This window comes from Mesorhizobium kamtschaticum (assembly GCF_056174585.1).
In genome coordinates, this window is the sequence record NZ_CM149691.1 from 5,455,148 (window position 1) to 5,481,189 (window position 26,042).

General features: G+C 63.5%; 15 protein-coding genes, 1 tRNA gene and 2 pseudogenes. 11 read left to right on the top strand and 7 right to left on the bottom strand.

Annotated elements, in window-relative coordinates:
* Positions 1–173: 173 nt before the first annotated feature.
* The 4 genes and pseudogenes from AC0V7N_RS27200 to AC0V7N_RS27215 all read left to right on the top strand — a co-directional run bounded on the left by AC0V7N_RS27200 (position 174) and on the right by AC0V7N_RS27215 (position 3,842).
* Positions 174–806 (top strand): hypothetical protein, encoded by a 633-nt coding sequence (locus AC0V7N_RS27200; RefSeq protein ID WP_496627401.1) that lies wholly within the window; start codon positions 174–176, stop codon positions 804–806.
* Positions 807–1,129: 323 nt separating this feature from the next.
* Positions 1,130–1,810, top strand: coding sequence for an outer membrane protein (locus AC0V7N_RS27205; RefSeq protein ID WP_475451301.1), 681 nt, complete (start codon positions 1,130–1,132; stop codon positions 1,808–1,810).
* Between the two features lie 91 nt (positions 1,811–1,901).
* Positions 1,902–1,975 (top strand) — tRNA-Cys (locus tag AC0V7N_RS27210).
* Between the two features lie 181 nt (positions 1,976–2,156).
* Positions 2,157–3,842, top strand: a pseudogene (locus AC0V7N_RS27215) (hypothetical protein).
* 35 nt (positions 3,843–3,877) lie between these two features.
* Here the strand turns inward: AC0V7N_RS27215 and AC0V7N_RS27220 are convergent.
* The gene (locus AC0V7N_RS27220) at positions 3,878–4,645 is read right to left on the bottom strand and encodes a glycerophosphoryl diester phosphodiesterase membrane domain-containing protein (RefSeq protein ID WP_475451303.1); all 768 of its coding nucleotides are present in this window, start codon (positions 4,643–4,645) and stop codon (positions 3,878–3,880) included.
* A gap of 11 nt (positions 4,646–4,656) precedes the next feature.
* Complete coding sequence (locus tag AC0V7N_RS27225; protein ID WP_475451304.1) at positions 4,657–5,439, bottom strand: YciC family protein; 783 nt, start codon at positions 5,437–5,439, stop codon at positions 4,657–4,659.
* 148 nt (positions 5,440–5,587) lie between these two features.
* Here AC0V7N_RS27225 and AC0V7N_RS27230 point away from each other — a divergent pair, with 148 nt between their 5' ends.
* The 6 genes from AC0V7N_RS27230 to AC0V7N_RS27255 are packed head-to-tail and all read left to right on the top strand — an operon-like array spanning position 5,588 to position 11,514.
* Entirely contained in the window at positions 5,588–6,214 is a 627-nt protein-coding gene (locus tag AC0V7N_RS27230) for a DUF4129 domain-containing protein (protein WP_475451305.1), read from the top strand.
* Complete coding sequence (locus AC0V7N_RS27235) at positions 6,211–7,404, top strand: DUF4350 domain-containing protein (RefSeq protein WP_475451306.1); 1,194 nt, start codon at positions 6,211–6,213, stop codon at positions 7,402–7,404. The genes AC0V7N_RS27230 and AC0V7N_RS27235 overlap by 4 nt, the downstream gene beginning before the upstream one ends.
* Positions 7,391–8,347, top strand: a complete 957-nt coding sequence (locus AC0V7N_RS27240) for an AAA family ATPase (RefSeq protein ID WP_475451307.1) — start codon at positions 7,391–7,393, stop codon at positions 8,345–8,347. The genes AC0V7N_RS27235 and AC0V7N_RS27240 overlap by 14 nt, the downstream gene beginning before the upstream one ends.
* Positions 8,344–9,648 (top strand): DUF58 domain-containing protein, encoded by a 1,305-nt coding sequence (locus AC0V7N_RS27245; RefSeq protein WP_475451308.1) that lies wholly within the window; start codon positions 8,344–8,346, stop codon positions 9,646–9,648. Before AC0V7N_RS27240 ends, AC0V7N_RS27245 begins: the two co-directional genes overlap by 4 nt.
* On the top strand, positions 9,645–10,664 hold the full coding sequence (locus AC0V7N_RS27250; protein WP_475451309.1) for a stage II sporulation protein M: 1,020 nt from the start codon (positions 9,645–9,647) through the stop codon (positions 10,662–10,664). The genes AC0V7N_RS27245 and AC0V7N_RS27250 overlap by 4 nt, the downstream gene beginning before the upstream one ends.
* Complete coding sequence (locus tag AC0V7N_RS27255; protein WP_475451310.1) at positions 10,651–11,514, top strand: RDD family protein; 864 nt, start codon at positions 10,651–10,653, stop codon at positions 11,512–11,514. Before AC0V7N_RS27250 ends, AC0V7N_RS27255 begins: the two co-directional genes overlap by 14 nt.
* A gap of 28 nt (positions 11,515–11,542) precedes the next feature.
* Here AC0V7N_RS27255 and AC0V7N_RS27260 read toward each other — a convergent pair whose 3' ends face one another.
* Positions 11,543–12,229 (bottom strand): D-lyxose/D-mannose family sugar isomerase, encoded by a 687-nt coding sequence (locus tag AC0V7N_RS27260; protein ID WP_475451311.1) that lies wholly within the window; start codon positions 12,227–12,229, stop codon positions 11,543–11,545.
* Between the two features lie 244 nt (positions 12,230–12,473).
* On the opposite strand from AC0V7N_RS27260, the gene AC0V7N_RS27265 reads away from it, so the two are divergent.
* Positions 12,474–13,532, top strand: coding sequence for a D-TA family PLP-dependent enzyme (locus AC0V7N_RS27265; protein WP_475451312.1), 1,059 nt, complete (start codon positions 12,474–12,476; stop codon positions 13,530–13,532).
* A gap of 25 nt (positions 13,533–13,557) precedes the next feature.
* On the opposite strand, the pseudogene AC0V7N_RS27270 reads toward AC0V7N_RS27265, so the two are convergent.
* The 4 genes and pseudogenes from AC0V7N_RS27270 to AC0V7N_RS27285 all read right to left on the bottom strand — a co-directional run bounded on the left by AC0V7N_RS27270 (position 13,558) and on the right by AC0V7N_RS27285 (position 26,031).
* Positions 13,558–14,321 (bottom strand): annotated as a pseudogene (locus AC0V7N_RS27270) (heme ABC transporter permease).
* 99 nt (positions 14,322–14,420) lie between these two features.
* The gene (locus tag AC0V7N_RS27275; RefSeq protein ID WP_496627402.1) at positions 14,421–16,193 is read right to left on the bottom strand and encodes a glucan ABC transporter ATP-binding protein/ permease; all 1,773 of its coding nucleotides are present in this window, start codon (positions 16,191–16,193) and stop codon (positions 14,421–14,423) included.
* Between the two features lie 372 nt (positions 16,194–16,565).
* Positions 16,566–25,163 (bottom strand): GH36-type glycosyl hydrolase domain-containing protein, encoded by an 8,598-nt coding sequence (locus tag AC0V7N_RS27280; RefSeq protein ID WP_496627403.1) that lies wholly within the window; start codon positions 25,161–25,163, stop codon positions 16,566–16,568.
* Positions 25,164–25,452: 289 nt separating this feature from the next.
* A complete protein-coding gene (locus tag AC0V7N_RS27285) occupies positions 25,453–26,031 on the bottom strand; it encodes a HutD/Ves family protein (RefSeq protein ID WP_475451314.1) in 579 nt (192 codons plus the stop codon).
* Positions 26,032–26,042 lie beyond the last annotated feature (11 nt).

Consider the following 26,042-nt stretch of genomic DNA (forward strand, 5'->3'; position numbering starts at 1 on the left):
CTGGCTCCCTGTATCACCTGGGTGCGAGTTCCATTGCTTGCAGATCAATCGCAACCCGCGCGTCACTTTGGGCTGCTTAAGGCAGATGAGATTTCCAGAACGAAAAAGATTGGTGGCTGCCGGTGCGTTCCACTGGCTAAGTTCCAGAAAAGCTTCCTACACGAGGCCGCGTAGTGCCCACTGACAGCCAGTTCATTCTCGAAAGCATCAGCCAAGGCTGCCTCATGCTTGCCGATGGCGAGTTGCTCATCGACAGGCTGGTGAAGTATGTCGGCAATGGAAGGATCCGCTGGCACGTCGAGTTTCGCGGGCATCGCGTCGAGTTCACGACCGGCCAGCTCAAGAAGCAGCCGACCTTCCGTAGGAAGATGCTCGAACAGGCGGGTGTGCTGCCGGCGCAGCGCCCCGGGGCCGATTACAGGCGATGGGCTCTCGATCTGAGAAAGAATGCCATCGAGCTTCCCTGGCGGGATAGACCGGTCGATGCCGGTTTCTCCATCGACGGCCTTGTCAGTCTTGGAGGCGACCGCTGGACGGTTGATTACCAAGGCAAGGTCGTCAAGTTCACGACGACCAAGCTCCGCCGGCAGACCAGTTTCCGCAAGAGGATGCTGCTCAAGGCCAAGGTGCTGCCGCCCCAGCTGGATCCGGTTGCCTATCGGAAGTGGATGGACTGGCTCATTCAAAACGCCACGGAGGTTGCACCGCTGGCTGGCGATACCTTGATGAGCGAGAAAAGTTGGCTTGACGACCTGCCGGAGCTAGCCGGCTGGCAAAACGAAGCGTCGCCCGAAGGAACCAACTGAGGGCGGCGGGCGCCAGCCGCCCCTTCGCATAGTATCAGCACTACAACACTGACAGTCCTGTCGTCGCCCAAACCGCGCAAGGGAGGCGCTGCAGAGTCGCAGGTAATTGTGGCAGCGCAGCTCTCCCGCAATCGTGAAGATCGCAACACAATCGTTCAGAAACCTGCGAAACGCCCCTCGAAAACGTCTTTTTGTTGCACCATCGCAACACGCTTCGGGAAACTGTCCCACTCCGACCACTCGATTGCGTTCCGCTGGGGAATTCATCTGATATACGAGGCTATGGTTGAGCTAAGCACAGTTCAACGCGGCGGGGATACGCAATGAAGTACATTTTGGCTGCAGCAATTCTGGGCGCCACTCTTACCTCGGCCATGGCGGCTGATGTTGTGAACGAGCTTCCGGTCGCTTCCACCTATGATTGGACAGGCGCCTATATCGGCGGCCAGATCGGTTACGCCTGGGGCCGGGATCATATTCAGGACGAAATTCTCGGCGGCGGTTTGTCGGATTATTCTGATAGCTTTAGGCTCCGTGGCGTTACCGGAGGTGTTTTTGCCGGCTACAACATGCAATGGGGCAACATAGTCGGCGGCATTGAAGGTGATATCGAGGCCTCCGGAATTGTCGGCCACAATCCGGACTGGCCGTTCGGCACTGACGACAATACCCATATCGACGCCCAGGGCTCATTGCGCGGGCGCTTGGGTTATGCCTTCGACAACTGGCTGCCCTACGTCACCGGCGGTCTGGCCCTCGGGGATATTCACACGAAGTTCGAAGATAGCCCGGACACGGATTCTCAGTCAAAAATCAAGGCTGGCTGGACGGTTGGTGCTGGCGTCGCCTATGCCTTCAACAAGAACTGGGTCGGTCAGGTCGAATATCGCTATACGGATTTCGGCAAGGTTACGACCGCGACCACCAACACTGACTCGTCGTTTGTCGAGCACGAACACCTCAAGACCAATGAACTCAGAATCGGGATCGCGTACAAGTTCTGATTTGCAGATTTGGTTCCGAGCCTAAACGAGACGGCGTAGCGCCTCGCGCAAGGTTGACGCAGTGTCGCTGCGGTGGCCATAAGAGCAGCGCGGTCTGAGGGCGGGACGGTGACGCATCGGTCTGCAAAACCGACGTAATGGGTTCAATTCCCATTCAGACCTCCATTTTCAAAAGCCGTCCGCGCTTGCATAAGCCGGGCGGCTTTTCTTGTCAGGGGACGCCGGTTCCAAAACAGTGGCGACGGCACTCATGGTGTTTGCCATGTCTGGAGATTTCGGCACACATTGATGGCTAGGGAATCTGACCACGGCTTGGCTCGCGGCTCATCGGACTTGAATGGAAGACATGGACCGCTTCAACCTCGGCACCTATCGCCGCCCGATCTCCACCCGCTCCACCGAGACCCAGCGCTGGTTCGATATCGGGCTCAACTGGTGCTACGGCTTCAACCATGAGGAAGGCATCAAGTGCTTTGAGAAGGCGCTGGAGACCGATCCCGGCTGCGCTTTTGTGCATTGGGGCATCGCCTATGCCGCCGGGCCTTTCTACAATCTGACCTGGAAGGAACATGGCGAGGCCGAGGCCAACAGCGCGACGAAGCGCTGTTTCGAACATGTCCATCTGGCGCGTGCCAATGCGGCTGGCGCCAGCGAGGTCGAACGACTGCTGATCGAGGCGCTGGCCCGCCGTTTCCAGAAGCCGCACAAAGTAAGCCCGCAGGAATTCGAACAGTGGGATGATGCCTACGCCGCCGCGATGCGGCAGGTCTACGAAAACTTTCCAGACGACCATGATGTGATGGCGCTGCTGGTCGAGGCGCTGATGATGCGCACGGTGCGGCGGCTGTGGAACCTCAAGACCGGTGCGCCGGCGCCTAATTCGGACGTGCTTGAGGCGCTGGAGGTTTGCGAGCGGTCGATCCGGCTCGCCGACGAAGCCGGCATTGCGCAGCATCCGGCGATCGTCCACCTGCACATCCATCTCCTGGAAATGTCCACCATGCCCGAACGCGGCATGCGCTCGGCCGATCTGCTCGGTGAAATGTGCCCCGATGCCGGACACATGAACCACATGCCGGGCATATCTATGTGTTGTGCGGCGACTATGAGAAGGCGAAGCTTGCCAGCGAAAAGGCGGTCCGCGCCAACGACCTCTACCTCGCCTATGCCGATGAGCCGACCTATTACCTGCTAGGCTGCTGCCACGACCTGCATCTGATGATGTTCACCTGCATGTTCCTTGGCCAGTACAAGCCGGCGCTGTGGGCCGCCGACAAGGTGCGCAGCCTGGTCGTGCGCGACGTGGTCGCCATCCGGGGACCGGCCCAAGCTGACGCAAACGGTGGAAGGCTATCATGCGATGAAGTCGCATGTGCAGGTGCGATTCGGCCGGTGGCAGGAGATCATCGACGAACCGGCGGTTGAAGAACCCGGTCTCTATGTGCTGACGGCGGCCATGCAGCACTATGCCAAGGGCGTCGCGCACGCGACGCTGAAGCATTTCGCTGAAGCCAAGCGCGAGCGCGAGCGATTCCACCGGCATATGGAGAACATTCCGGCCGAGCGGCGTTTTCTCAGCAACCCGACCCGCGCATCGCTCGCTGTCGGAGCTGCCTTGCTCGACGGCGAGCTTGCCTACCACCAGGGCCGGCATGATGAGGCCTACGCCCATCTGCGGCAGGCGGTCGAGCTCGACGACAATCTCTCCTACACCGAACCGTGGGCGTGGATGCACCCGCCGCGCCATGCGCTGGCCGCGCTGCTTCTCGACCAGGGCCATGCGCAAGAGGCCGAGCAGGTCTATCACGACGATCTCGGCCTCAGCGGCAAGGTGCAGCGCTGCGCCCAGCATCCGGACAATGTCTGGGCGCTGCACGGGCTGGTGGAATGTTTGAAGCGGCGTGGCGAGAGCGAGGAGCTGCCGGCCCTGCAGGCCAAGCTCGCTGTGGCAGTGGCCAAGGCGGATGTGGCGATCAGTTCGTCATGCCTGTGCCGGACAAGCGTGCAATCAGATCCTTGCTGCTGCCACTGAACGGGCTGTCGCCAGCGTACAGATGGCACCGTCCGCTACGAGAAAATCTTCGCGAGTTGCTCCACGCTGGTGCCCTCCTTGATCTGCCGGAGTTCGATATAGCTGACCGCCGTGGCAACCGATGAGATCACCGTCACGGTCGCCTTCACCAGGGAATCGACGATCAGGCCGAAGGTGGCGTTCAAAGGCATGGCGATGCGAGGCGCCACCAGCCCCACCAGTGTCCCACCCACTATCAGGATCAGCCACAGTCCCAGGAGTGCCCAGCGATTCCCTTTGGTCAGGTCACGGCTGCGCGCCATGCTGTCGAGAATGTTCCGTTTCTCCTGGATCAAGACCGGTATCGTCACCGCCCAGCGAAGCAGCAGGAGGATCCCGGGAACGATCAGCAGAACCAGCCCCAGCATGACGGCCAGCGTCACCACAAGCGAGGTCAGGAGGACTGGAAAAAACAGGGCACGTGCGACACCCAGGCACTCCGCAGGCAATGGCTTTTCGCCGTGCATATCGACGATGGCCGCGCGCATAAGAGCTGTCTGCAGAATGGCGATCGCGCCAACGTAAAAGAGCACGCCGGCAATGGCGAGCATCACGTGTTGGCTGAAAAACACCCAGAGGGGTATCTTGCCGTTGCCGACGATCGCTTTGACATACCAAAGTGAGAGGGCGAACCTCGGCACCGCGTAGAGAACCAGGCCAAGCCCGAGGCACAGCACGGGATTGCGGCGAATGACGGCGAAGCTGTCATTCAACACCCTGCCGATGCGGAAGCGATCGACCCGCTCCAGTGCTGCAGACGACATCCAATGGGCGCCTAAGAGAATATCTTCGCCAGTTCGTCGATGCTGGCGCCTTCCTTGACCTGGCGCAATTCGACATAGCTGACCGCGGCGGCGATCGACAGCACCATGGAGACCACGGTCTGCACCAGCGCAGCGCCCAGTTGCGCCAAAATCCCGCCAAACAGGACGACAACCAGCAATATCCCCCACTGGATGACCATCGCGATAATCATCAGGATGAGAAACAGGCCAAACAGCGACCAGCGGTTGCCCTTTGTCAGGGCACGGCTGCGCGACATCGAACCGAACACACCCCGCCGCTCCTGGATCAGGACCGGAACCGACATCGACCATCCGAGCCACAGGATGATGCCGGGCACGACCAAGGCCAGCATGGCAAGGGCGGAGCCAAGAGCGACGAGGAGGCCAATCGCCAGCGTCGGCAGCAGGAAGCGGATCGCAATCTGAATGCAGTCGCCAAAAGATGGTCGCCGGCCGTTCAGGTCCTCGATCGTCGCCCGAACCAGCGATGACTGAAGCAGCAGCGTGAGAACGAAGGAAACCAGCCCAGCAATAACGCTGAGGTAGGAATTGCGAAACATCGCATGGGGATCCGCCATCGCACCGGGATTGCCATGCAACACCGCGTCGATCTGCGGCTGGGTCCACAATCTGACAAGCAGCGTCGGCACGCCCGCGAACAGCGCGGCAAGGCCAAGGCAAAGCCCGATGTTGCGGCCGATGACGGCAAAGGTGTTGTTGAACACCCTGCCGATCTCGAACCGGCTGGGTTGTCCCAGTGTCGCAGTGGTCATGGTGTTTCCCCCGGTCACCGCCGCATCCAAACGGCGGACAGCGAAAGTAAATCTGCCAAGATTAGAAGGCTTCGTCCAGTGGACTTGCAATTGTGCAGGCGTATTGCCAGTGTCGAGGCCGAACCGCAGGTTGCAGGGGAGCGAGCGGGTGACAGTTGCACAGCCGGTAGACGCCGAATGGCTGGCCAAGGTGCACAAGCAGCTGCTTGCGGACGATTCGATCCAGTTTGACCTGCCGATGCTGGTGCAGCCCACGCCGCCGGTATGGTTGAGGCCTTTTCTGGACGCATTGGCGAAAATTGGCCCCTACATGATCTACCTGTTCTGGGGCGCGGTGATCATCGGCGTCGCGGTCATCGCGCTTCTCGTCGCCCTCGAAGCGAAGGGGGTGGCATGGCGCCTGCCATGGCGGCGCGCTCGCAAACAGGCAGAGGCGGAAGAGGCCTGGCGCCCGGACGCCGCGGCGGCGCAGATCCTGCTGTCCGAGGCCGACGCGCTCGCCGCGCGCGGCGATTATGACGAGGCAGTGCATCTTCTGCTTCGGCGCAGCGTCGCCGACATTGCGGGGCGGTTGCCCGACTTCCTGCGCCCGTCGCTGACGTCGCGCGACATTGCCACGGCCCCATCGCTGCCATCGCGGGCGCGCCACGCCTTCAGCGAGATCGCGCGCATCGTCGAGGCCGCCCTGTTTGCCCGCCGGCCGGTCGGGGCCGAGGGCTGGCAGCAGGCGCGCGGCGCCTATGAGCGCTTCGCCTTCAGGGATGCCTGGACATGAGCATGCCGGCCGTCGAGGCGGTACAGGAACCGTTCAGCCGAAAAACCCTGTTCTGGGGGATTTTTGCCAGCCTGCTCGCCGCGGCGGGATTTTTCCTGTTGTCGACCTATGCGCCGGATTTTCGCCAACCGGAAGGCGGGGCGACGCCGCTCTCCAAGGGCGGTTCCGGCTATGCTGGTCTTGTGGAATGGGTGAAACTGACCGGTGGCCTGCCCTACATGGCGAAGACCGAGAAAGACCTTTCAAGGAACATCCTGCTCATCGTCACCATCTCGCCGGAAAGCGATCCGGAGGCGCTCAAAAACATCATCGATCTTCGGCAGGACCTGCCGACGCTGTTCGTGCTGCCCAAATGGCAAACCTTGCCGCTGCAAACGCACGAAGGATGGGAGATGAGAATAGAGCGGCTGCCGGACCTGGTCGTCAACGACTGGCTTGGCCGCATCACGAAGGCAAAGCTCGGCGAAGGCAAAAGCACGGCCAACAAGATCGACATCGAAGGTCATTTGGTTGCCGCGCCCGATGACCTGCAGTGGATCGCGGACAGCACTCCATGGATTGCGGCTGGCGACGGCAAGGCCGTTCTCACCAAACTCGCTGACAAGCCCTTCTACATCCTGACGGATCCCGACCTCATCAACAACGCCGGGCTCAAGGATCCCGACAAGGCGGCGGCGATCTTCGATCTCCTGGCTTCGCTTGACGATATCGGGGTTATGTTCGACCTGACGCTGCACGGCGCGGGGCGAAAATACGATCTGGCCAGGCTGTTGGTCGAGCCGCCCTTCCTGGCGCTGACGCTGTCGGTGCTGGCGGCGGCGGCCCTTGCTTTCCTGCACGGGCTCGGCCGGTTCGGACCGCCGCGCACCGAGGCCCGGGCGATTGCCTTCGGCAAACAGGCGCTGGTCGACACCACGGCGATGCTTTTGAAGCGCGCCGGGCGGATCGAGGAGCTCGGCGACCGTTATGCGGCGCTGATGCGTGCGCGCGCCGGTGCCTTGCTCGGCGCGCCGCAAGGCTTGCCAGGCGAAGCACTCGACCGTTGGCTGGATTCCCGCGACCACGGCGAAACCCAGGGCTTCAGCCGTCGCTTCAAGGCCGCGAACGAAGCTGGGACTCTGGCCCAAATGCATGAAGCAGCGCAGGAGCTGCATGACTGGACGACAAGGAGGCTCGGTGAACGTCGATGATGTGAAGGCCCTGGCGAATGCGATCAGGGAAGAAGTGGCGAAAGCGATCACCGGACAACGCGACACGGTCGATCTGATGCTGACGGCATTGTTCGCCGGCGGACACATATTGCTGGAAGGCCCGCCGGGAACCGCCAAGACGATGACCGCGCGCTGCTTCGCGCAAGCGCTCGGCGTCGCCTATGGCCGCATCCAGTTCACGCCCGACCTGATGCCCGGCGATATCGTCGGCTCCAACATCTACAATTTCCAGAGCGGGCAGTTCACACTGACGCGCGGCCCGATCTTCTGCGACCTCCTGCTTGCCGACGAAATCAACCGCACGCCGCCGAAGACGCAGGCGGCACTGCTGGAAGCCATGCAGGAACATGCCGTCACCTTCGACGGCACCACGCATGCGCTCAGCCAGAACTTCATGGTGGTGGCAACGCAGAACCCGATCGAGCATCAGGGCGTCTATCCCCTGCCCGAAGCCCAGCTCGACCGCTTCCTGTTCAAGCACAGGGTAAGCTATCCCGATGCACAGGAGGAACGTGCCATCATCGTGCATCACGGCGGCGGCTCCGCCTCGCACGACATCCAGCAATACGGCATCAAGGCACAGACCGACCGAAAGACGCTGGAGGCCGCACTTGCCACCGTCGGCGATGTCACGCTGGTCGACGATATCGTCGGCTACATCGCGGCCCTTGTGCGCGGCACGCGCGAAAGTCCGGATCTGGAGGTTGGCGCCAGTCCTCGCGCCGGCGCCATGCTGGCCCGGGCCGCCCGCGCCAGGGCAGCGCTCGACGGCCGCGCCTATGTCATCCCCGACGACGTCAAGGCGCTCGCCGTGCCGACGCTGCGCCACCGCGTCATCCTGTCGCCGGCGGCGCAGATCGACGGGCGGCTGGTCGAGCAGATCGTCTCGGACCTTGTCGACCAGACGGCAGCGCCCCGTTGATCTACCCAAGCGGCAGAGCGGTCTGGGCAGCGGCGGCGGGTGCCATCCCCGCCTTCCTGATCGCGCTTGCGCTGCCCTCCTTCTGGTATCTCGGCCTGTTGTGGATCTGCATTCTGCTCGCCTTCCTGGCGGTCGACGCGGCGGCCGGGCGCGGACGCGCCTCACTCACCGCCAGTCTTTCGGCGCCGCCGCAAGTCGGCGTCGGCGGGCGTTTCACCCTCCATGTCGCGGCCAGCCTCGGCGGGCGGGCGCGCAGGCTGCAGGCGCGCGTCGGCCACGATCAGCGGCTGGCGCCGGTCGGTGGCACCGGTGGCGCCCTGCCCGCCAATGGCGGCACGCTCGACCTCGAATTCGATGCGCTCAGACGCGGCATCGCCAGTTTCGACCGGCTGTGGCTGCGCTGGAACGGCCCGTTCGGGTTGACCTGGAACCAGGTCGTCCTGCCGATGGACCGCAAGGTGGCGGTGCTGCCCGATGTCAGAAGCGCGCGCGATGAGGCGATCACTCTGCTGCAGCGCTCCGCGCTCGCCGACGGCCACGCGCAAAGGCGGGCCGGCCAGGGCCGCGAGTTCGAGTCGCTGAAGGACTATCAGCCAGGCATGGGCCGGCGGATGATCGACTGGAAGCGCAGCGCGCGCCACGGCAAGCTTTTGGCACGCGAATTCCGCGTCGAGGAGAACAACAACATCGTGCTGGCGATCGACTGCGGACGGCTGATGTGCGAGCCGGTCGACGGCGTGCCGAAGGTTGATCGGGCGGTGACGGCAGCACTTCTGTCGGCCTTCATTGCGCTGAAGGGCGGCGACCTCGTCAGCCTGTTCTCCTTCGACGCCAAGCCGCGTGTCTCGAGCGGCGCGGTACGCGGCTCGCCGAGTTTCATGATGATCCAGAAGCGGGCGGCCGAGATCGACTATTCCAGCGAGGAGACCAATTTCACGCTGGCGCTCACGACGCTGGCGGCCAAGCTTGACCGTCGCTCGCTGGTCATCATCTTCACCGATTTCGTCGACCCGATCAGCGCCGAGCTGATGCTGCGCACCGTCGGTCGGCTGACCGAGCGGCATCTGGTGCTGTTCATGCTGATGAAGGATGTCGAACTGGAGACGCTGGCCGACATGCAACCCACGAACCCCGAGGATGTGGCCCGCGCAGTCACCGCCGGCGGCCTGCTTCGGGAGCGGCAAGTGGTGATTGGGCGGCTGCGGCTGCTTGGTGCGCATGTGATCGAGGCCGACCACCAACGCCTCGGTCCGGCGCTGGTCGAGCGTTATATCCAGCTCAAGGAGGAGAACCTCCTATGACGCTGCCCACAGGCACCGATGCCGTACGCCAGTCGCTGGCAAGCTTCCGCCAGGAGCGCGAGGCCGACTGGAAGGCGTTCGAGGCGCTGCTTTCGCGGGTCGAAAAACGCGCACCGCGTACCCTCTCGGAAGACGAGCTTCTGTCGCTGCCGCTGCTTTATCGCTCGGCGCTGTCCTCGCTCTCGGTGGCGCGCGCGACGTCGCTCGACAGCGCGCTGATCGCCTATCTGGAGGCGCTCAGCCTGCGCGGCTATTTCTATCTCTATGGCGCACGGCGCGGCCTGAGGCAGCGCGTCGGCGATTTCTTCCTGCGCGACTGGCCGGCGGCGATCCGCGATCTGTGGCGCGAGACCTGGGTGTCGGTCGGTCTGACGGTGATCGGCGCCATTGCCGCTTACTGGCTGGTGGCCTCCGACAGCCGCTGGTACGATGCCATCATTGCGCCCAGCCTCGCCGGCGGGCGTAATCCGGATTCGTCGGTCGAGGCGCTGCGCAGCGTGCTTTATGACAACGGCGGCGGCCATTTCCTGTCCGGCTTTGCCGCCTATCTATTTACCCACAACACGCAAGTGGCGATCCTGGCCTTTGCGCTGGGCTTCGCCTTCGCGGTGCCCAGTGTACTGATCATCCTGATGAACGGATGTATGCTGGGCGCGCTCTTCCAGGTCTACGCGGCCAAGGGGTTGGGCTTCGAGCTTGGCGGCTGGCTGTCGATCCACGGCACGACGGAATTGTTCGCCATCGCGCTGGCTGGTGCGGCAGGCATGCGGATCGGCACGCGTATAGCGTTCCCCGGCGAACTGACCCGAATGGCCGCCGCGGCCCAGGCCGGGCGGGTGGCGGCGACCGCCATGGTCGGCGTCATGGTGATGCTTCTGTTTGCCGGCCTGCTCGAAGGCATCGGCCGGCAGACGATTACCACCGATGCGGCGCGCTACGCCATCGGCGGCGGCATGCTGGCGTTATGGATCGCCTATTTCTACCTGTTCCGGATGGTGCGGCATGGCAACGGCTAGGAACCCTGCCGCGCTGATAAGGCCTCTGATCACGCCGGAAGGTGTCGACCTCAAGGTCAAGCTGGCGGACGCGGGTACGCGGGCCGCGGCCTTCCTGCTCGATGTGGTGATCATTGTCGCTGCCGCCATTGCGGTCACCCTCGTCGTCATCTTCGGCCTCGGCGGCCTTGGCGTGAAGGAGGCGGTGCCGCTCTTCATCGTCTGGATGATCTTCATCTTCCTGCTGCGCAACGCCTATTTCATCGCCTTCGAGGCGGGGCGGCGGGCCGCGACGCCCGGCAAGCGGATCGTTGGCGTGCGGGTCGCCTCGCGCAGCGGCGCGGGTCTCACCATCGATCAGGTCATCGCGCGCAACCTGATGCGCGAGATCGAGGTTTTCCTGCCGCTGTCGATCATCGCCGGGCGCGGCGGCGCCGGCGTCGCCGATACGCTGTCGACGATCTTCGGCCTGGTGTGGGCACTACTGTTTTCGCTGTTTCTATTGTTCAACCGCGACCGGCTGCGCATTGGCGACCTGCTTGCCGGAACCTGGGTGGTGGAGACGCCGAAATTCAAGCTGGTGGAGGACCTTTCGCAGCGGCAAGACCCGATTGCCAAGCGCTTCCATTTCAACCCGGCGCAGCTCGACGCCTATGGCATAGCCGAGTTGCACAAGCTGGAAGAAGTGCTGCGCCGCGATGACTATTTCGCGATGAAGGCGGTGGCGGAAACGATCAGCCGCAAGATCGGCTCCAACGTCGAGCCGATCGATTCAAAAGCTTTCCTCACCGCCTATTACGGCGAGCTTCGCGCGCATCTGGAGCGGAAGCTTCTGCTGGGGAATCGGAAGGCGGATAAGTACGCGCTGTAGCGCGTGGCCAAGCCGAATCCGACCTGCCCTACCCCAACCACTTCTCATAGTCGGCCACCAGCAGGTGCACCGGTGCGACGTCCTCGTCGATGTTGGAGAAGCGGCCGATCGTCTCGCGAAACACGTTGTCGGTGAGATCGTCGTTGACGGTCGAGACCTCGCCGATCAGCACGTCCTTGCCCTCGGCCCAGAAGGCGTGCCAGACGCCGGGCAGCAACGTGACGCTCTGGCCTGGGTCGAGCTTCAGGAGGCCGCCAGCCGGCAGCCGATGGATGGTTCCGTCGACCGGCACCGACACCTCGGCCTTGGGATCGATGCCGCCGTCGCGGTCGTGCATGAACAGTTCCAGCACCAGCTTGCCGCCGCCGCGGTTGATGATGTCCTCGGCCTTGATGTTGTGGCGGTGCATCGGCGACAGCTGATCCTTGCGCGAGATCATGATCTTCTCGGCGTAGAGCATGCCCATGCCCTTCTTCATGTCCTCGTAGCGGCCGTTGCGCACGGTGAACAGGAACAGGCCGAGATCCTTGAACTTCTCCTGTCCGTAGTCGGTGATGTCCCAGCCGAGCCGCGAGGTGAAGATCGCCGAAGAATCGACCTGACGCGCCTTCATCTCCTCGGGCGACCAGTAGGCGAAGGGCGGCATGATGTAGCCGAACGAGCGGATGAAAGCGTCGGCTTCGCGGATGATGTCGTTGATGGCGGAGCGTTTCATGATCGTGACCCTTCGTGTCGACACGTTTTAGGTTGTTGCATGTCGTCATCCCAAAACCGCTGGGCACTTTTGGGCGACATGCATTGCAAATCGCATAGCCGAACACCGCTGCGGTGTCGATCCATGTCGCTGCCTGCCATGCCCTTTGCTACCCTCGGATGGCCCACCGATCCGATCCGCTGGCCGCGTGACATCGCCGGCTTTCAGGCTCATAAACCCTGCGAAATTCTCACAGGGATAGAAGATGCCGACGATCCACGACCTTGATACGCCGTCGATCCTGATCGACGCCGCACGCGCCGAAGCCAACATTGCCCGCGCACAGGCCCATGCCGACAGAAACGGGCTGAAGCTCAGGCCGCACATCAAGACGCACAAGCTGCCCTATTGGGCGAAGAAGCAGGTGGCGGCGGGTGCCGTCGGCATCACTTGCCAGAAGATCGGCGAGGCCGAGGTGATGGCCGATGCCGGGTTGTCCGACATCTTCCTGCCCTACAACATCCTTGGCCGCGCCAAGCTGGAACGGCTGAAGGCGCTGCACGGTCGCGTGACGCTGTCGGTGACCGCGGACAGCACGGAGACGCTGGGAGGACTCGCGGCGGTTTTCACCGATGCCGGCCATCCTCTGCCGGTGCTGGTCGAATGTGACACCGGCATGGGCCGTTGCGGCGCGCAAACGGCTGATGAAGCGGTGGCGCTGGCAAGGCTGATCGACAAGGCCAGTGGCCTGATCTTCGGTGGACTCATGACCTATCCGGCCGCCGGCCGCGCGGCGGAGGCCGAGGCCTGGCTCGCCAACGCCAAGCAGGCGCTGGCCGCTTCGGGTCTCGCCTGCGAACGCATCTCCAGCGGTGGCACACCTGACATGTGGCGTTCCGTCGATGCCTCCGTCGTCACCGAATATCGCCCCGGCACCTACATCTATCTCGACCGCTATCAGGTCGCCAAAGGCGTCGGCACCTTGGACGATTGCGCGCTGACGGTGCTGTCGACGGTGGTCAGCCATCCGACGCCAACACGCGCCATTCTGGACAGCGGCAGCAAGGCGCTGTCCAGCGACACGCTGGGGCTAAAAGATTTTGGCGAACTGCTCGGCGCTCCCGACGCAAGGGTCACCGGGCTCAGTGAAGAACATGGCACAGTCACGCTTTCCGGTGACGCGAAGCTGCGCATCGGCGAGCGCGTGCGCGTGGTGCCCGACCATTGCTGCGTCGTTACCAATTTGTTCAACGAGGTCAGTCTGATCGACGGCGAGAAGGTGCTGGAAACGCTGCCGGTGGCAGCGCGGGGCCTGATGGCCTGACCGCTTACGGGAGGCAACAGGTGAATTAGGCCGGTTGCCTCTCGGCCTGCCGCGCCGCCACCCGCCGCATGGCAATCACCCGGCGGCGGCGGATTTCGGTGCGCATTGCCATCAGATGCAGCGCGAAGAACAGCACGGTGAAGCCGACAGCCATGACCAGCAGCGGCCAAAGCAGGCTGGGGTCGATGGTCGGGCCACCAAGCCGGAACACCGAGGCCGGCTGGTGCAGCGTGTTCCACCAGTCGACCGAGAATTTGATGATCGGGATGTTGATGAAGCCGACCAGCGTGATGATGGCGGCGGCCCAGGCGGCGCGGCTGGCATCGTCGAGCGCGCGGGTCAGTGCGATGATGCCGAGATACATCAGGAACAGCACGAAGACAGAGGTTAGGCGCGCATCCCACACCCACCAGGTGCCCCACATCGGCTTGCCCAGATCGAACCGGTGATCAGCGCCAGTGCGGTGAAGACGGCACCGATGGGGGCCGCCGATTTCAGCGCGACGTCGGCGAGCGGATGGCGCCAGACCAGCGTGCCAAGGGCCGAGACCGCCATCAGCGTGTAGCACATCATGGCGAGCCAGGCGAAAGGCACGTGGATGTACATGATGCGGACGGTGATGCCTTGCTGGAAATCCTCAGGCGCGGCGAAGCTCATATAGAGGCCGACGGCAAGGATGAGTGCAGCGATCGTTGCCAGCCATGGCACGACCTTGTCGGCCAGTCCGACGAAGCGTGTCGGGTTGGCAAGGTCCATCCAGCCGGTCAGGCGTGAAGTCGTATCGCTCATACGACTTTACATAGACCGCCGGGGCAATTGGGGCAATCGAGCGGTGGTGTCGCAGTGTGGGGAGCGTTCTTCCTTCTCCCGCCCGGGAGAAGGAACGAGTTAGGCGGCCGCGTCCTGCACGGAGCGGCTGAGGCGGCGGACTTCCTCGTCGTTGAGCAGGCCGCCGGCGCGCAGCAGGCTGGCGAAGCGGCCGTTGCGCAGCGACAGTTCGGCGAAGCCACCCATTTCGACCACCCTGCCCTTGTCCATGAACACGACCAGATCGGCGTCGCGAACGGTGGTCAGGCGGTGGGCGATGATGAAGGTGGTGCGGTCGCGGCGCAACTCGTCGATCGCTTCCTTGACCCGGTCCTCGGTCTCGACGTCGAGCGCGCTGGTCGCCTCGTCGAGCACCAGGATCGGGGCATCCTTAAGCACGGCACGCGCGATGGCGATGCGCTGGCGCTCGCCGCCCGACAGCTGGCCGCCACGTTCGCCGACCACCGTGTCGTAGCCATTGCTCTTGGCCAGGATGAAGTCCTGTGCGGCCGCCGCGGTGGCAGCGGCATGGATCTCGTCATTGCTGGCTTCGGCACGGCCGACACGGATGTTGTCCTCGATCGAGCGGTTGAGAAGCCCGGCATCCTGGAACACGGTGGCGATCGAATGGCGCAGCGACTTGCGGGTCACGGTGCGAGTATCGATGCCGTCGATCAGGATGCGGCCGCTGGACGGCGAGAAGACGCGCTGCAGCAGATTGATGAGCGTGGTCTTGCCGGCACCCGTCGGTCCGACGATGGCAACGGTCTGGCCGGCCTGAACCTCGAAGGACACGTCGCTGACGCCCTGCCCCGAATTGGCGAATTCGAAGCCGACATCCTCGAAACGGACATGGCCGGTGACGTTGGTGAGGTCGCGCAGGCCATCCGGCTCGGCGGCATCGGCAGCCGAGTCTTCGAGCTTGTAGAATTCCTCGAGCTTGGCGCGGGCTTCCGAAATCTGGTTGGCGAAAGCCGACAGCTGGTCGAGACGGGAGATGAGCAGCGTCGCGAAGCCGGTGAAGGCAACAACGTCGCCGACGCGCAGCTGGCCATGGGTGACCAGATAGGCGCCGATGATCAGCACGACCATCATCGATATGGTCGAGGACAGGCGCTGCAGCGCATTGGCGATCGCCCACCAGTCGAGCACGGGGTTTTGCGCGTCGAGCAGGTTCCTGACATAACGGCGCAGCGTCTCGGCCTCGTGGCCAAGGCGATTGTAGCTCTGCAGCACGGCGACGTTGCTGACCGAGTCGGTCACATGCGCGAACACCTTGTGGTAGTGGCGCTCGACGGCGGCCTGGCCTGCCTTGGTCCGCTTCATCACCAGCCGGCCGATGCCGACATAGAGCACGCCAAGCGCGAGCAGCACCATCGACATGCGCACATCCATGCTGAGTGCCGTCGGCACCAGCAGGACCAGCGTAACGGCCGTGGACAAATGCTGGCGCATGAATTCGAGCCATAGGCTGAACAGCGTCTCGACCGCGCGCAACAGCGTGTGCAAGGCGTTGGAAGTTCCGCGCTGATGATGCCAGGCGAGCGGCATGGTGATCACGCGTTCAAAGGACTCGCAGAGCACTTCCGAGCGGCGGGCATGGGCAAAGCGATCGGCGCCGCGCGCCACAAGCACAAAGGCAACGACACTGAAGACGCCGAGGGCGGCCCAGAGAGCGAGCATTGAAAAAACCGGACCGTGGCTGGAGATAGCGTCGATCACTCGACCAAACAGGATCGACTCAACGATCGCAATCGTGGCCAGCGCGACATTGGCGCCGCAAATCAGCGCGACGCGCTTCTTGTCGGATGCCAGATAGCCCAGCGCTCTCCAATAGATTTGCAGAAGTGACACTTCAGCTACTCCGCCAACTCTCTATTGTGCCCAATACCAATATTGTGCACTGCACCATTCCTTGACACGTAACGGTTGATGCGTCGCAAAACAATGCCCGTCTATCGCTTCCGTTCCCATTTAGCGAACAAAACATGACGACGATGCGAAATCTGACGTGATCACCTAACGGTTTGAGATAAAAGGTGAAATGCCAGCCTTGCGGCAAAATCATGGCAGTGGCCGAGCACTGCCACATTTTTAATCACGACCGTATTGCAAGGTTTAATCGGGAGGCATCTTGCGGGCGCAGTGGCGGACCGCGTGCAAGTAACGAGACGCAGCGTCGCGCGTCCCGAAGGACGCGCGAACAATCAACCCAAGCTGTTGATTTTACGCCGGTATCTTGACCACGATCTCGGTCTGAGTGCCGGCTTTGGGTTCGAATGAAGCGGACTTTGTTTTCGAACCATCGACTTCAAGCGAGATCGTCTTGGTCTTTTTGTCGCGAACGACCTGAACCCTGATCTCTGCGCCCAGCATCTTGAGCGTGGCGTGGTAGCCATCCCAGTGGCTGGGCAGCTTCGGCCGGAACGTGATCTGCTTGCCGCGCCGTTCGATGCCGAGGATGCCCTCCACCGCCGCCCGGTAGAGCCAGCCCGCCGAGCCGGTGTACCAGGTCCAGCCGCCGCGCCCGCCCTTGTCGTCTCCGGCATAGATATCGGCCGCGACCACGTAGGGTTCGACACGATAGTGTTCGGCCGAAACCTCGTCGAATGCGTGGTTGACCGGGTTCAGCATCGAGAAGCAGCGATAGGCTTCGTCGGTCTGTCCCATCTCGGCCAGCGCGATGACGAACCATGTGGCGGCGTGGGTGTACTGGCCGCCATTCTCGCGCACGCCCGGCGGATAGCTCTTGATGTAGCCCGGGTCCTTCTGCGTCTTCGAGAAGGGCGGCGTGAACAGTTTGACGATCTTGAGCCTGTCGTCGACGAGCAGCTTCGTCGCCTGTTGCATGGCAGTCGTCGACCGTGCCGGGTCGCCCTCGCCCGAAAGCACGCTCCAGGACTGGGCGATGGAGTCGATCCTGCACTCTTCGGATGTACGCGATCCCAAAGGCGTGCCGTCGTCAAAACTGCCGCGCCGGTACCATTCGCCGTCCCATGCCGTGCTCTCGAGCGCCCGCTTCAGCGCCTCGGCATGCTTTGCCCAGGCCTGAGCGCGCTTGCTGTCGCCCTCGCTCTTGGCAACAGGCGCGAAATCGCCGAGCGTCTTGAGCAGGAACCAGCCCAGCCACACGCTCTCGCCCTTGCCCTGCTCGCCGACGCGGTTCATGCCGTCGTTCCAGTCGCCGCCAAGGATGAGCGGCAGGCCGGCAGGACTGCTGCGCTTGATGGCAAGGTCGAGCGCCCGCGCGCAATGGTCGTATAGCGAGACCGTCTTCTTCGAGATTTCGGGTGTGAAGAAGGCGTCGTGCTCGCCCTCACCCAGCGCCTGCCCGTCGATGAAGGGCAGTTGCTCCTTCAGGATGCCGGCATCGCCGGTCACCTGGAGATAGCGCGCCGTGGCGTGGGCCAGCCAGACCACATCGTCGGAGATCATGGTGCGCACGCCGGCTCCGGTGCGCGGCAGCCACCAATGCTGCACGTCGCCCTCCGGGAACTGCCGCCGTGCGGCGTTGAGGATCTGGTCGCGCGCCAGCGTCGGATCATGCGCCAGCAGCGCCAGCGTGTCCTGCAACTGGTCGCGGAAGCCGAAGGCACCGCTTGCCTGATAGAAGGCCGAGCGGGCGCGAATGCGGCAGGCAAGACTCTGATAGGGCAGCCAGTGATTGACCATGGCATCGAGCGCCTTGTCCGGCGTCTCGACCTGGATGGTATCGAGGAACGCACGCCACTCGCGCTCGTTGTCGGCCAGGCGCTGGTCGAAATCCTTGCCCCGATGCGTCTGCACCAGCGCGCTCGCCTGCGCAGAAGAATCGGCATCGCCGAGCAACCACAGCAGCGTGACGTCGCCGCCGGCCGGGATCTCGACGTCGCGGGCGATCGCCGCGCAAGGATCGTCTCCGGCCTCGACACGACCCGACAGCGCGGCACCGCTCAGCACCGCCTGCGGCAGCTCGCTGGACCCATGTCGGCCGAGGAACTCCGGGCGATCAGTCGTGACCGAATGGACAGCGGCATCGGCGGCGAGGAAGGCTACGCGCTCGCTGAAATCGAGCCCGTAGGGGTTTTGCGCCAGCAACGCGCCGGTCGCTCTGTCGCGCGACGGGACGATGGTTGCCGCGGTGCGCGACCGATGCCCGCCAAGCACCCATTCGGCATAGGCATAGATGCGCAGCCGCGCCGGCACCGAGCCGGAGTTCTGGATGCGCAGCCGCGAAATCTTCACCGGATCGATGGGGTCAACGACATGGGTCAGGTCCATCGACAACGGCCCGCGCTTGGCGCGGAAGGTCGAGAAGCCCTGGCCATGCCATGCCTCGTAGGTCATGGAGGGATCGCGCACCACCGCGGCGATCGGCGAGAACGCCCTGCCGCTGGCCTGATCGTAGATATAGATGCCCTCGCCCGGCCTGTTCGAGACCGGATCGTTCGACCACGGCGTCAGCTGGTAGTCGCGGCTGTTGCGGCTCCAGGTGAAAGCAGCTCCCTCGGCCGAGGTGTGGAAGCCGAACGAGGCGTTGGAGACGACATTGATCCACGGCTGCGGTGTGGTGCGCCGGCCAGCCAGACGCACCACATAGTGGCGTCCGTCGCCGTCGAAGCCGCCAAAGCCGTTCCATTGGCTGAGGCCCGTGCCATCGGCGCGGACATCCATAACGGCCTGCGAGGCAAAGGCATGCGCCACCGGCGCCGAAATGTCGCGCAGAGCCGGCAATCCGGTCGGCAGCAAGGCGTCGCGCGCCTGCAAGGCAGCCGCCTCGGCCCGCTCGATCTGATCGAAGATGGTGCCGTTGCGGGTATGCAGCACCACGCGGGCGACGGCGAGCAGCGTCTTGTAGGTGGTCTCTTCCATCAGGTCGCGGCGCACCGCGAAAATGTGCTGGCGGGGACCCAGTTCCTTGCCGCGCAGACGGCTGTTTTCGCACAGTGTCTCGACCGCACGCTGCAGGTCCTGGACGTAGGATGAGGCCTGCTCGTTGACGACGACGAAGTCGATCATCATGCCGCGGGTGCGCATATATTCCTGGAAACGCAGCGCCTGGGCGACGATCTCCAGATCGGCGACGTCGCCGATCCTGACCAGGAAAATCGGGAAATCGCCCGAAATGCTGGTCGGCCACAGGCTCGACTGCTTGCCCAGGCCCGAGGCGAGGGATTCGGCGGGCAGGCGCAGGAACGCATCGGGGTAGATCAGATAGCGCGCCAGTTTCTGCACATTGGCGGCATCGGTCAGGCTGAGACCCATATGACGGGTCTGCACCTGGCTGCGCGTCCAGGCAAGCATGGCCTGACGGGCAAAGCTCTCCTGATGGTCGAGCCGGTTTATCGCTTCTTCCAGCTCGGTGCGGTTGGCCCCGACCACGGTCCAGAAGGTCAGCGATATCTTCTTGTTGGCGGGCACGCGCACCTGGCGGCGCAGCGAGGCGATGGGATCGAGCGTGAAGCCCGAATGACCGCCGAGCCGGGCGCCCGGATCGAAGGCGGCGGCATCGACGATGGAGCGGCCGCGGCCGATGAAGGCGCGCCTGTCGGTCTCGGCCTCGGCATCGCGCGCCGGTCCAGACGGATCGGTGACGAAATGCGCCAGGGTGATATCAGGCTCACTGGTTTCGCGCTTGCGGCGCGTGGCGAAGATCGCGCCTTTGTTGGCGGCGATTTCGGTCTCGACGAACATTTTCGAGAAGGCCGGATGCGCGTTGTCGGAAGCCTCCGAACCGAGCACCAGTTCGGCAAAGGACGTCACCTCGATGTGACGATCGGATATGCTTTCATTGTAGAGCGTGATGCGACGGCCTTCGCCATTGCCTTCGGAAACGACGATGCATTCGACCTCGGAGCGCAACGTGCCGACCGATTTGACGAAGCTCGCCTTGTCGTCGGAGAACAGGGTCTGCACCTTCTCCTCGGCCGCGCGCTTTGGCTCCGCCGTTGCCGACCACCAGTCTCCAGTGCCGACGTCACGCAGGAAGATGTAGGAGCCCAGGCGGTCCTCGACCGGGTCGGGCTGCCAGCGGGTCACCGACAGATCGCCCCAGCGGCTGTAGCCGGAACCGGTCGCCGTCACCATCACCGAATAGCGGCCGTTCGACATCACATTGGTCGAACGCAGCGCCCGCAAGGGATCGAGCACGATGCGGGTGTCGGGGCTCTCGGTTTCAGTCTCGTCTTTCGCTCGCTCGTCCGCTTCGGTCCTGACGGTCGCGGTCGGGATGTCGCGCGGCGCCCTTTCCTGCAGCAAGAGTTCAGCCGATTCAATGACCGGATCGCTGTGGAAACGGTCGCGCAGGCGACCCTCGAAGATCGCGTCGGCGACCGCCGCGATCGACATGCCCGAATGGTGAGCATAGTAATTCAGCACCACCGCGTGGTTGGTGCCTTCAGGCACGCGCTGCGGCGTGAAATCGACCGCATCGTAGTAGCCGTGAGGGCCAAGCGCACCGATCTCGCGCAGCCGGGCCAGATTCTGCACGGCTTCACGCGGGTTGAATTGCGCCGCCAATATGGTGGCGTAAGGCGCGATCACCGTGTTCTGGCCAAGGCCGCGTTTCAGACCAAGACCGGGCACGCCGAAATTGGTGTACTGATAGGTCAGTTCCCGGTCGCGGGCGTTGTAGGCCGCTTCGGAAATGCCCCACGGCACGTTCTTCTGGCGACCGTACTGGATCTGGCGCTTGATGATCAGCTTGCTGGTCTGGTTGAGAATCGAGCCTTGCGGCTCCTTCATCACCAGCGGCGGCATCAGATACTCGAACATCGAGCCCGACCAGGACATCAGTGCACCCTGGAAACCGATCTCGACGATCGGGCGGCCGAGCCGGAACCAGTGCTCGGTCGGCAGGTCGCCCTTGGCGATGGCGAACAGGCTGGTCAGCCGCGCCTCGGAGGCGAGAAGGTCGTAGCAGCTTTCGTCGAGCTGATGCTCCTCGACCCGGTAACCGATCGACAGCAGCTTGCGCTCCGGCCGCAGCAGGAAGGAGAACTCCATCTCGAAGGCGAAACGGCGCGTGCGCTCGCGCAAGGTCAGGAGCTTGGCGCGCAGCGCCTCGACTGCGTTGTCGTCGCTATGGGCGTCGTGGACATGCGCCTCGCAGGTGGCTTCCAGCCTCGCCGCCCAGTCGACGATGACGTCGCTCTTGGCCGATGCCGCTTCGGTGTGGATGGCGGTGGCCAGCTTGCGGATTTCGCCCGCCAGCACGGCGAGGTTGATGGTACGGATCGAGGCCATTTCCGGCTGTGCCTTGATCGTTTCAACGGCGCGCCGCATGCCGTCCAGGCGGTCGACGAGACGCTGGCGCAGAGGCCTGAGCTGACGGCGGTCGTCAGGCAACTCATCGAGGCTTTCGCTCAGAATGGTCACCGTGTCGAGAATGCCTTCGAAATCACCCTGGAGGTGGACGGAAGGCGCTTCCGCCCATTCGGCACAGGCAGCCGCCACCGCCACCAGGTGACCGGCGAGATTGCCGCTGTCGACGGCAGAAATATAAAGCGGATAGAGCGGCTTCAGCGTCGTGGTGTCGTACCAGTTGAAGAGATGGCCGCGGTGGCGCGGCATGCTCTCGATGGTCGTCATGGTGGCGTCGATGCGGGTTATGGCATCGGACAGGCTGATCCAGCCGAAATCACGCGCCGAAACCACCGACAGCAGGTAGACACCGACGTTGGTCGGCGACGTGCGCGGTGCCACGACCGGTGCCGGGCTTTCCTGGAAATTGTCCGGCGGCAGATTGTGATGCTCTGCCGTGACGAAGCTTTCGAAATAGTGCCAGGTGCGCCGCGCCACGGTACGCAGTGTATGGATGTCGGCCTGCGATATGCGCAGCCGGTCCTCGGTTTCGGCCGAGCGGCTGATCCAGCTGGCGATCGCCGGCGAGCCGATCCAGAACAGGGCGAAGAAGAAGGCGACGAAGGCGCCGGTGGAATCAGCCAGCACCGGAATGGCGAGGCCGACAAAACCGATGATCACGGCGCCGTACATCATGCCGTAATAGGAGCCGACATCGTTGTCGCCGGCCTTGTGCGCCTGCGAGGCGGTGCGCCATTCCAGCAGATTCTGGCGGCTGACGAACAACCGGTAGAGCGTGCGCACGATGGCGTCGCCCATCATCCAGGCATTGTGCGCCATCAGCACGATCTTCAGCGCCACCATGGCGGTGCCGAAGGCGACGTCGCGAGCGAGAGCAGAGAAATGACCACGCGGAGTCTGGTCGCCGCTCTTGGGCAGGATGGCGTTGACGACGTCGAAGGTCGGCGCCATGAACAGGCTGAGGATCAGCAGCGCCTGCCATTGCGCGGCCTGGGTGAAGGGCAGCAAGGTCCAGCCTGCGATCGCCGCCATCACCCAGAAGATCGGCGTCAGCGAGCGGCGCAGATTGTCGACCATCTTCCAGCGCGACAGGGCCGGAACGCCGGAGCGCGGATCGAGGATGAAGCCCAGCAACTGCCAGTCGCCGCGTGCCCAGCGATGGTGGCGCGAGGCGTCGACCGAGTAGCGGGTCGGATAGTCCTCGACCAGTTCGACGTCGGTGACAAGTGCTGCACGCGCCAGCGCGCCTTCGAGCAGGTCGTGGCTGAGGATGGTGTTTTCCTCGATACGGCCTTGCAGGGCGGCCTCGAAGGCATCGACGTGATAGAGGCCCTTGCCGGTGAAGGACCCGTCGCTGAACACATCCTGATAAATATCCGAGACGGCGAAGACATAGGGGTCGAGGCCGCGATTGGCCGAGAACACGCGCTGGAAGAACGAGGCTTCGTCACCGCTGGTGAGCGAAGCGGTGATGCGCGGCTGCAGGATCGTGTAGCCGGCGGTGACAACGCGCTTCGCCGCGTCGAAATGCGGGCGGTTGAGCGGATGGCAGAGCTTGCCGACAAGGGTCGCCACCGCATCGCGGGTGGTGCGCGTATCGGCATCGAGCGTCATCACATGGACGACTTTTTCCGGCAGCGGCACCTCGAGCGGCAGGAAAGTGGTGTCGCTGTCGCCGCGCAGCAAAAGGTCAAGCTCATGCAGCTTGCCGCGTTTGCGCTCCCAGCCCATCCAGGCCCCTTGAGCGGCGTTGAAGAGCCGGCGGCGGTGCAGGATATAGAAGCGCGGCGCGCCTTCCGAGGGATAGCGGGCGTTGAGACGGGCGATCTCGGCGCGGGCATATTCGAGAATCTCGGTGTCCGCCGCATCAATCTCGATCTTGCTGTCGGGCCAGTCCGACAGCAGCGCGAAATGGATCTCGTCCACCAGATTGGCAAGGTAATGCACTTCGATGTTGCGGATGTTTTCCTCGACATCGTCACGCGAGCCAATCAGCGAAGGCACAACCACCAGCGTGCGCGCCTCGGGCGGCACGCCGTGCCTGTAGTCATAGCCGATCAGGCGTGTCGGCTTGAGGAACAGCGAGACCACGGTGTTGAAGAAAGCGAGTGCGCCCTCGCTTGCCGGCACGGCAAACAGCGCCAGCATCAGCACGATCGAGGTCACCGACAGGCCGAGATTGGCCAACGCATTGCCGGTGAGGACAAGAAGCAGGGCCGTCAATGCGAAGACCGGCAGGACGATGCCAAGCCACCCGGTCTTGGCGAAGGTCCGCTTGGCTATCTGGCTGATCGTCGGCCGATAACCGATCGCCTTTTCCAGCTCCAGCCGGCGCGGGCCGACGAGGAAGAAGCCGACATCGGTATGCGCGGACGGAGCCGGAACGGAATCGTCGCCATCGCCAGCCGGTGCATGTTCGCTGGCGGCGCGTTCGCTGGCGGCCTGGCCGGCCAGTTCGATGGCCTTTTCGGCGACGCGGTACTCCGACAGGTTCGAGCGGCGCGCCAGTTCCTCGATCGCGGTGCGGTATTGGTCGCGCGAGAAGAAGTCGAGCGCGGCGAAATCGGTGCGCTCGCGCAGCACGGTGTCGATGCGGCTGACGCCTTCGAACCAAACCGTCCAGTCGACGTCGTTGATGAGGCGCAGGCCGCGAATGATGTTGCCGGTCGTCACATTGCCGCTGGACAGTGTGTGATGCTCGGAGATGATGATCTCCTCGGCATCGGAGCCGGTCTTTTCAAGCTCGCCTTCCAGCCATTCCAGGGCCTTGCCGGCATTCTGCGATCCATCGCGCAAACGATAAAGCAGCTGGGTGGCGAAGGTGGTGTCCTGCGCGTGGGCCCTGAAATTGGCCAGGATCGCCTGCCGGTCGGCGCTGTCGTCGGTCGCCAGCACCTTGTCGGCCACGTCGTTGGCGATCTGGCGCATCTGGCGGGTGCGATTGACCCTGACCGCCAGCCGGCGGAGATTTTCGATCAGCACGAAGCGCAGAAGCGATGGCAGCGCCCAGAGTTCACCGATCTTCAGCGGCTCGACCGACTGAAAGCCCTGGACGATGGACTTGAACATGGTCGCCGAGACGGAACTGTCCGAATGCGCCACATAGGTCCAGGCCAGCGCCAGCGCACGCGGCACGGTGCCGCCATCAGGCAGTTTCAGCGTCGGCAGCTGACGGTAGAAGCGGCGCGGCAGATCGCGCTTGACCTGGAAAATGGTCTCCTCGACCAGGTAATTGTTGTCGAGCAGCCATTGGGCGGCCGGGGTGATCGTTTCGCCCCTGGCCTGCGCCGCATTGGTCGAACGGTAGACTTCGAGGATCTTCTTGGCGCTGTCGCGGATGCGCGCCTGGAAATCGAACGGGGTTAGGCCGAACAGGTCGGCGAGATCGCCTTTTGCCAGGCTTTCTCCGAGCAGCCGGAGCCGTTCCTCCGGCAGGAATGTCGACCTTATCGGCTCTTCCGTGATGGCCGGGAAGCTCGCGCTGGTCTTCTCGATCTGGGCTGGATTCGTCTGAATATTCATTGAAAATTCCGTAAGCGGGCACTCAGCGGCGTCACCGCCACGGCAATGGCCCTAAAACCGGTTCAAATGCAATTGGTTGCATCAACCCCTATGCCGAAAGTTTGTTTCCGCACCACGACAGGGCGTCCATCTTTCGACCAAACTCAAAGACGAGCGCCCCTCGCTCCCGTCAGGATCGATCGACGGAGAGGATTCGGGCTTTTTCGTGATGCCAGCAAGAGCTTACGCTATATTTCGCCGGCATTGCGATCATGTTTGGAAACAGGCGGTAACCGTTGGCGCGAAAGCGTCAAGCCGCGATGGTTATCCGGATGACGAACAGCGTCGTATCCCGAACGGGCTCAACCCGCAGGACAGGTACATCCGGCCCGAGCAGCAGCGTGTCAAGCGGCCCGAGGCGAATTGACCCGGCGTCGGGGAAAACAGCTTCGCCCTTGTGACAAAGGATGAGGGTCGAACCGGCCTCGGTTGCGATGTCCACAGGCCGCGAAATCGCCAGGCGCTCGACCGAATGCAGCACGCGGCCGCGGCGGGTCATGACGTTGAGATCGGTGATCGGGCCGGCGATCAGGGCGGCACTGGTTGGCAAGTCGGCCGCGAAGAAAAAAGGCGCGGAAGCCGGCGTTAGCGGCACCGCCGGCTGACCGGCGACATCGAGTACGATCCCCTCGCCTTCCAGCACCGACAGCGTGCGGTCGATACCGGCAAAGCTGGAGAATGGCCCGCTACCCTCGACGCGGGCCATCGAGACGCGCCAGTCGAAATCATCGAGCCCGCCGCCGTCAGGCGAGACGGCGATTTCGGTCGTCGTGCCGCCGCCATTCTTCCACGGCATGACGCGGTAGTCGGCGGCACGAAGGATGCGCATGAGGTCAGCCT

Coding starts and splice junctions, on each gene's coding strand:
- AC0V7N_RS27205 (WP_475451301.1), top strand. CDS start 1,130: ATGAAGTACATTTTGGCTGCAGCAATTCTGGGCGCCACTCTTACCTCG.
- AC0V7N_RS27220 (WP_475451303.1), bottom strand. CDS start 4,645: ATGTCGTCTGCAGCACTGGAGCGGGTCGATCGCTTCCGCATCGGCAGG.
- AC0V7N_RS27225 (WP_475451304.1), bottom strand. CDS start 5,439: ATGACCACTGCGACACTGGGACAACCCAGCCGGTTCGAGATCGGCAGG.
- AC0V7N_RS27235 (WP_475451306.1), top strand. CDS start 6,211: ATGAGCATGCCGGCCGTCGAGGCGGTACAGGAACCGTTCAGCCGAAAA.
- AC0V7N_RS27250 (WP_475451309.1), top strand. CDS start 9,645: ATGACGCTGCCCACAGGCACCGATGCCGTACGCCAGTCGCTGGCAAGC.
- AC0V7N_RS27255 (WP_475451310.1), top strand. CDS start 10,651: ATGGCAACGGCTAGGAACCCTGCCGCGCTGATAAGGCCTCTGATCACG.
- AC0V7N_RS27260 (WP_475451311.1), bottom strand. CDS start 12,229: ATGAAACGCTCCGCCATCAACGACATCATCCGCGAAGCCGACGCTTTC.
- AC0V7N_RS27265 (WP_475451312.1), top strand. CDS start 12,474: ATGCCGACGATCCACGACCTTGATACGCCGTCGATCCTGATCGACGCC.
- AC0V7N_RS27280 (WP_496627403.1), bottom strand. CDS start 25,163: ATGAATATTCAGACGAATCCAGCCCAGATCGAGAAGACCAGCGCGAGC.
- AC0V7N_RS27285 (WP_475451314.1), bottom strand. CDS start 26,031: ATGCGCATCCTTCGTGCCGCCGACTACCGCGTCATGCCGTGGAAGAAT.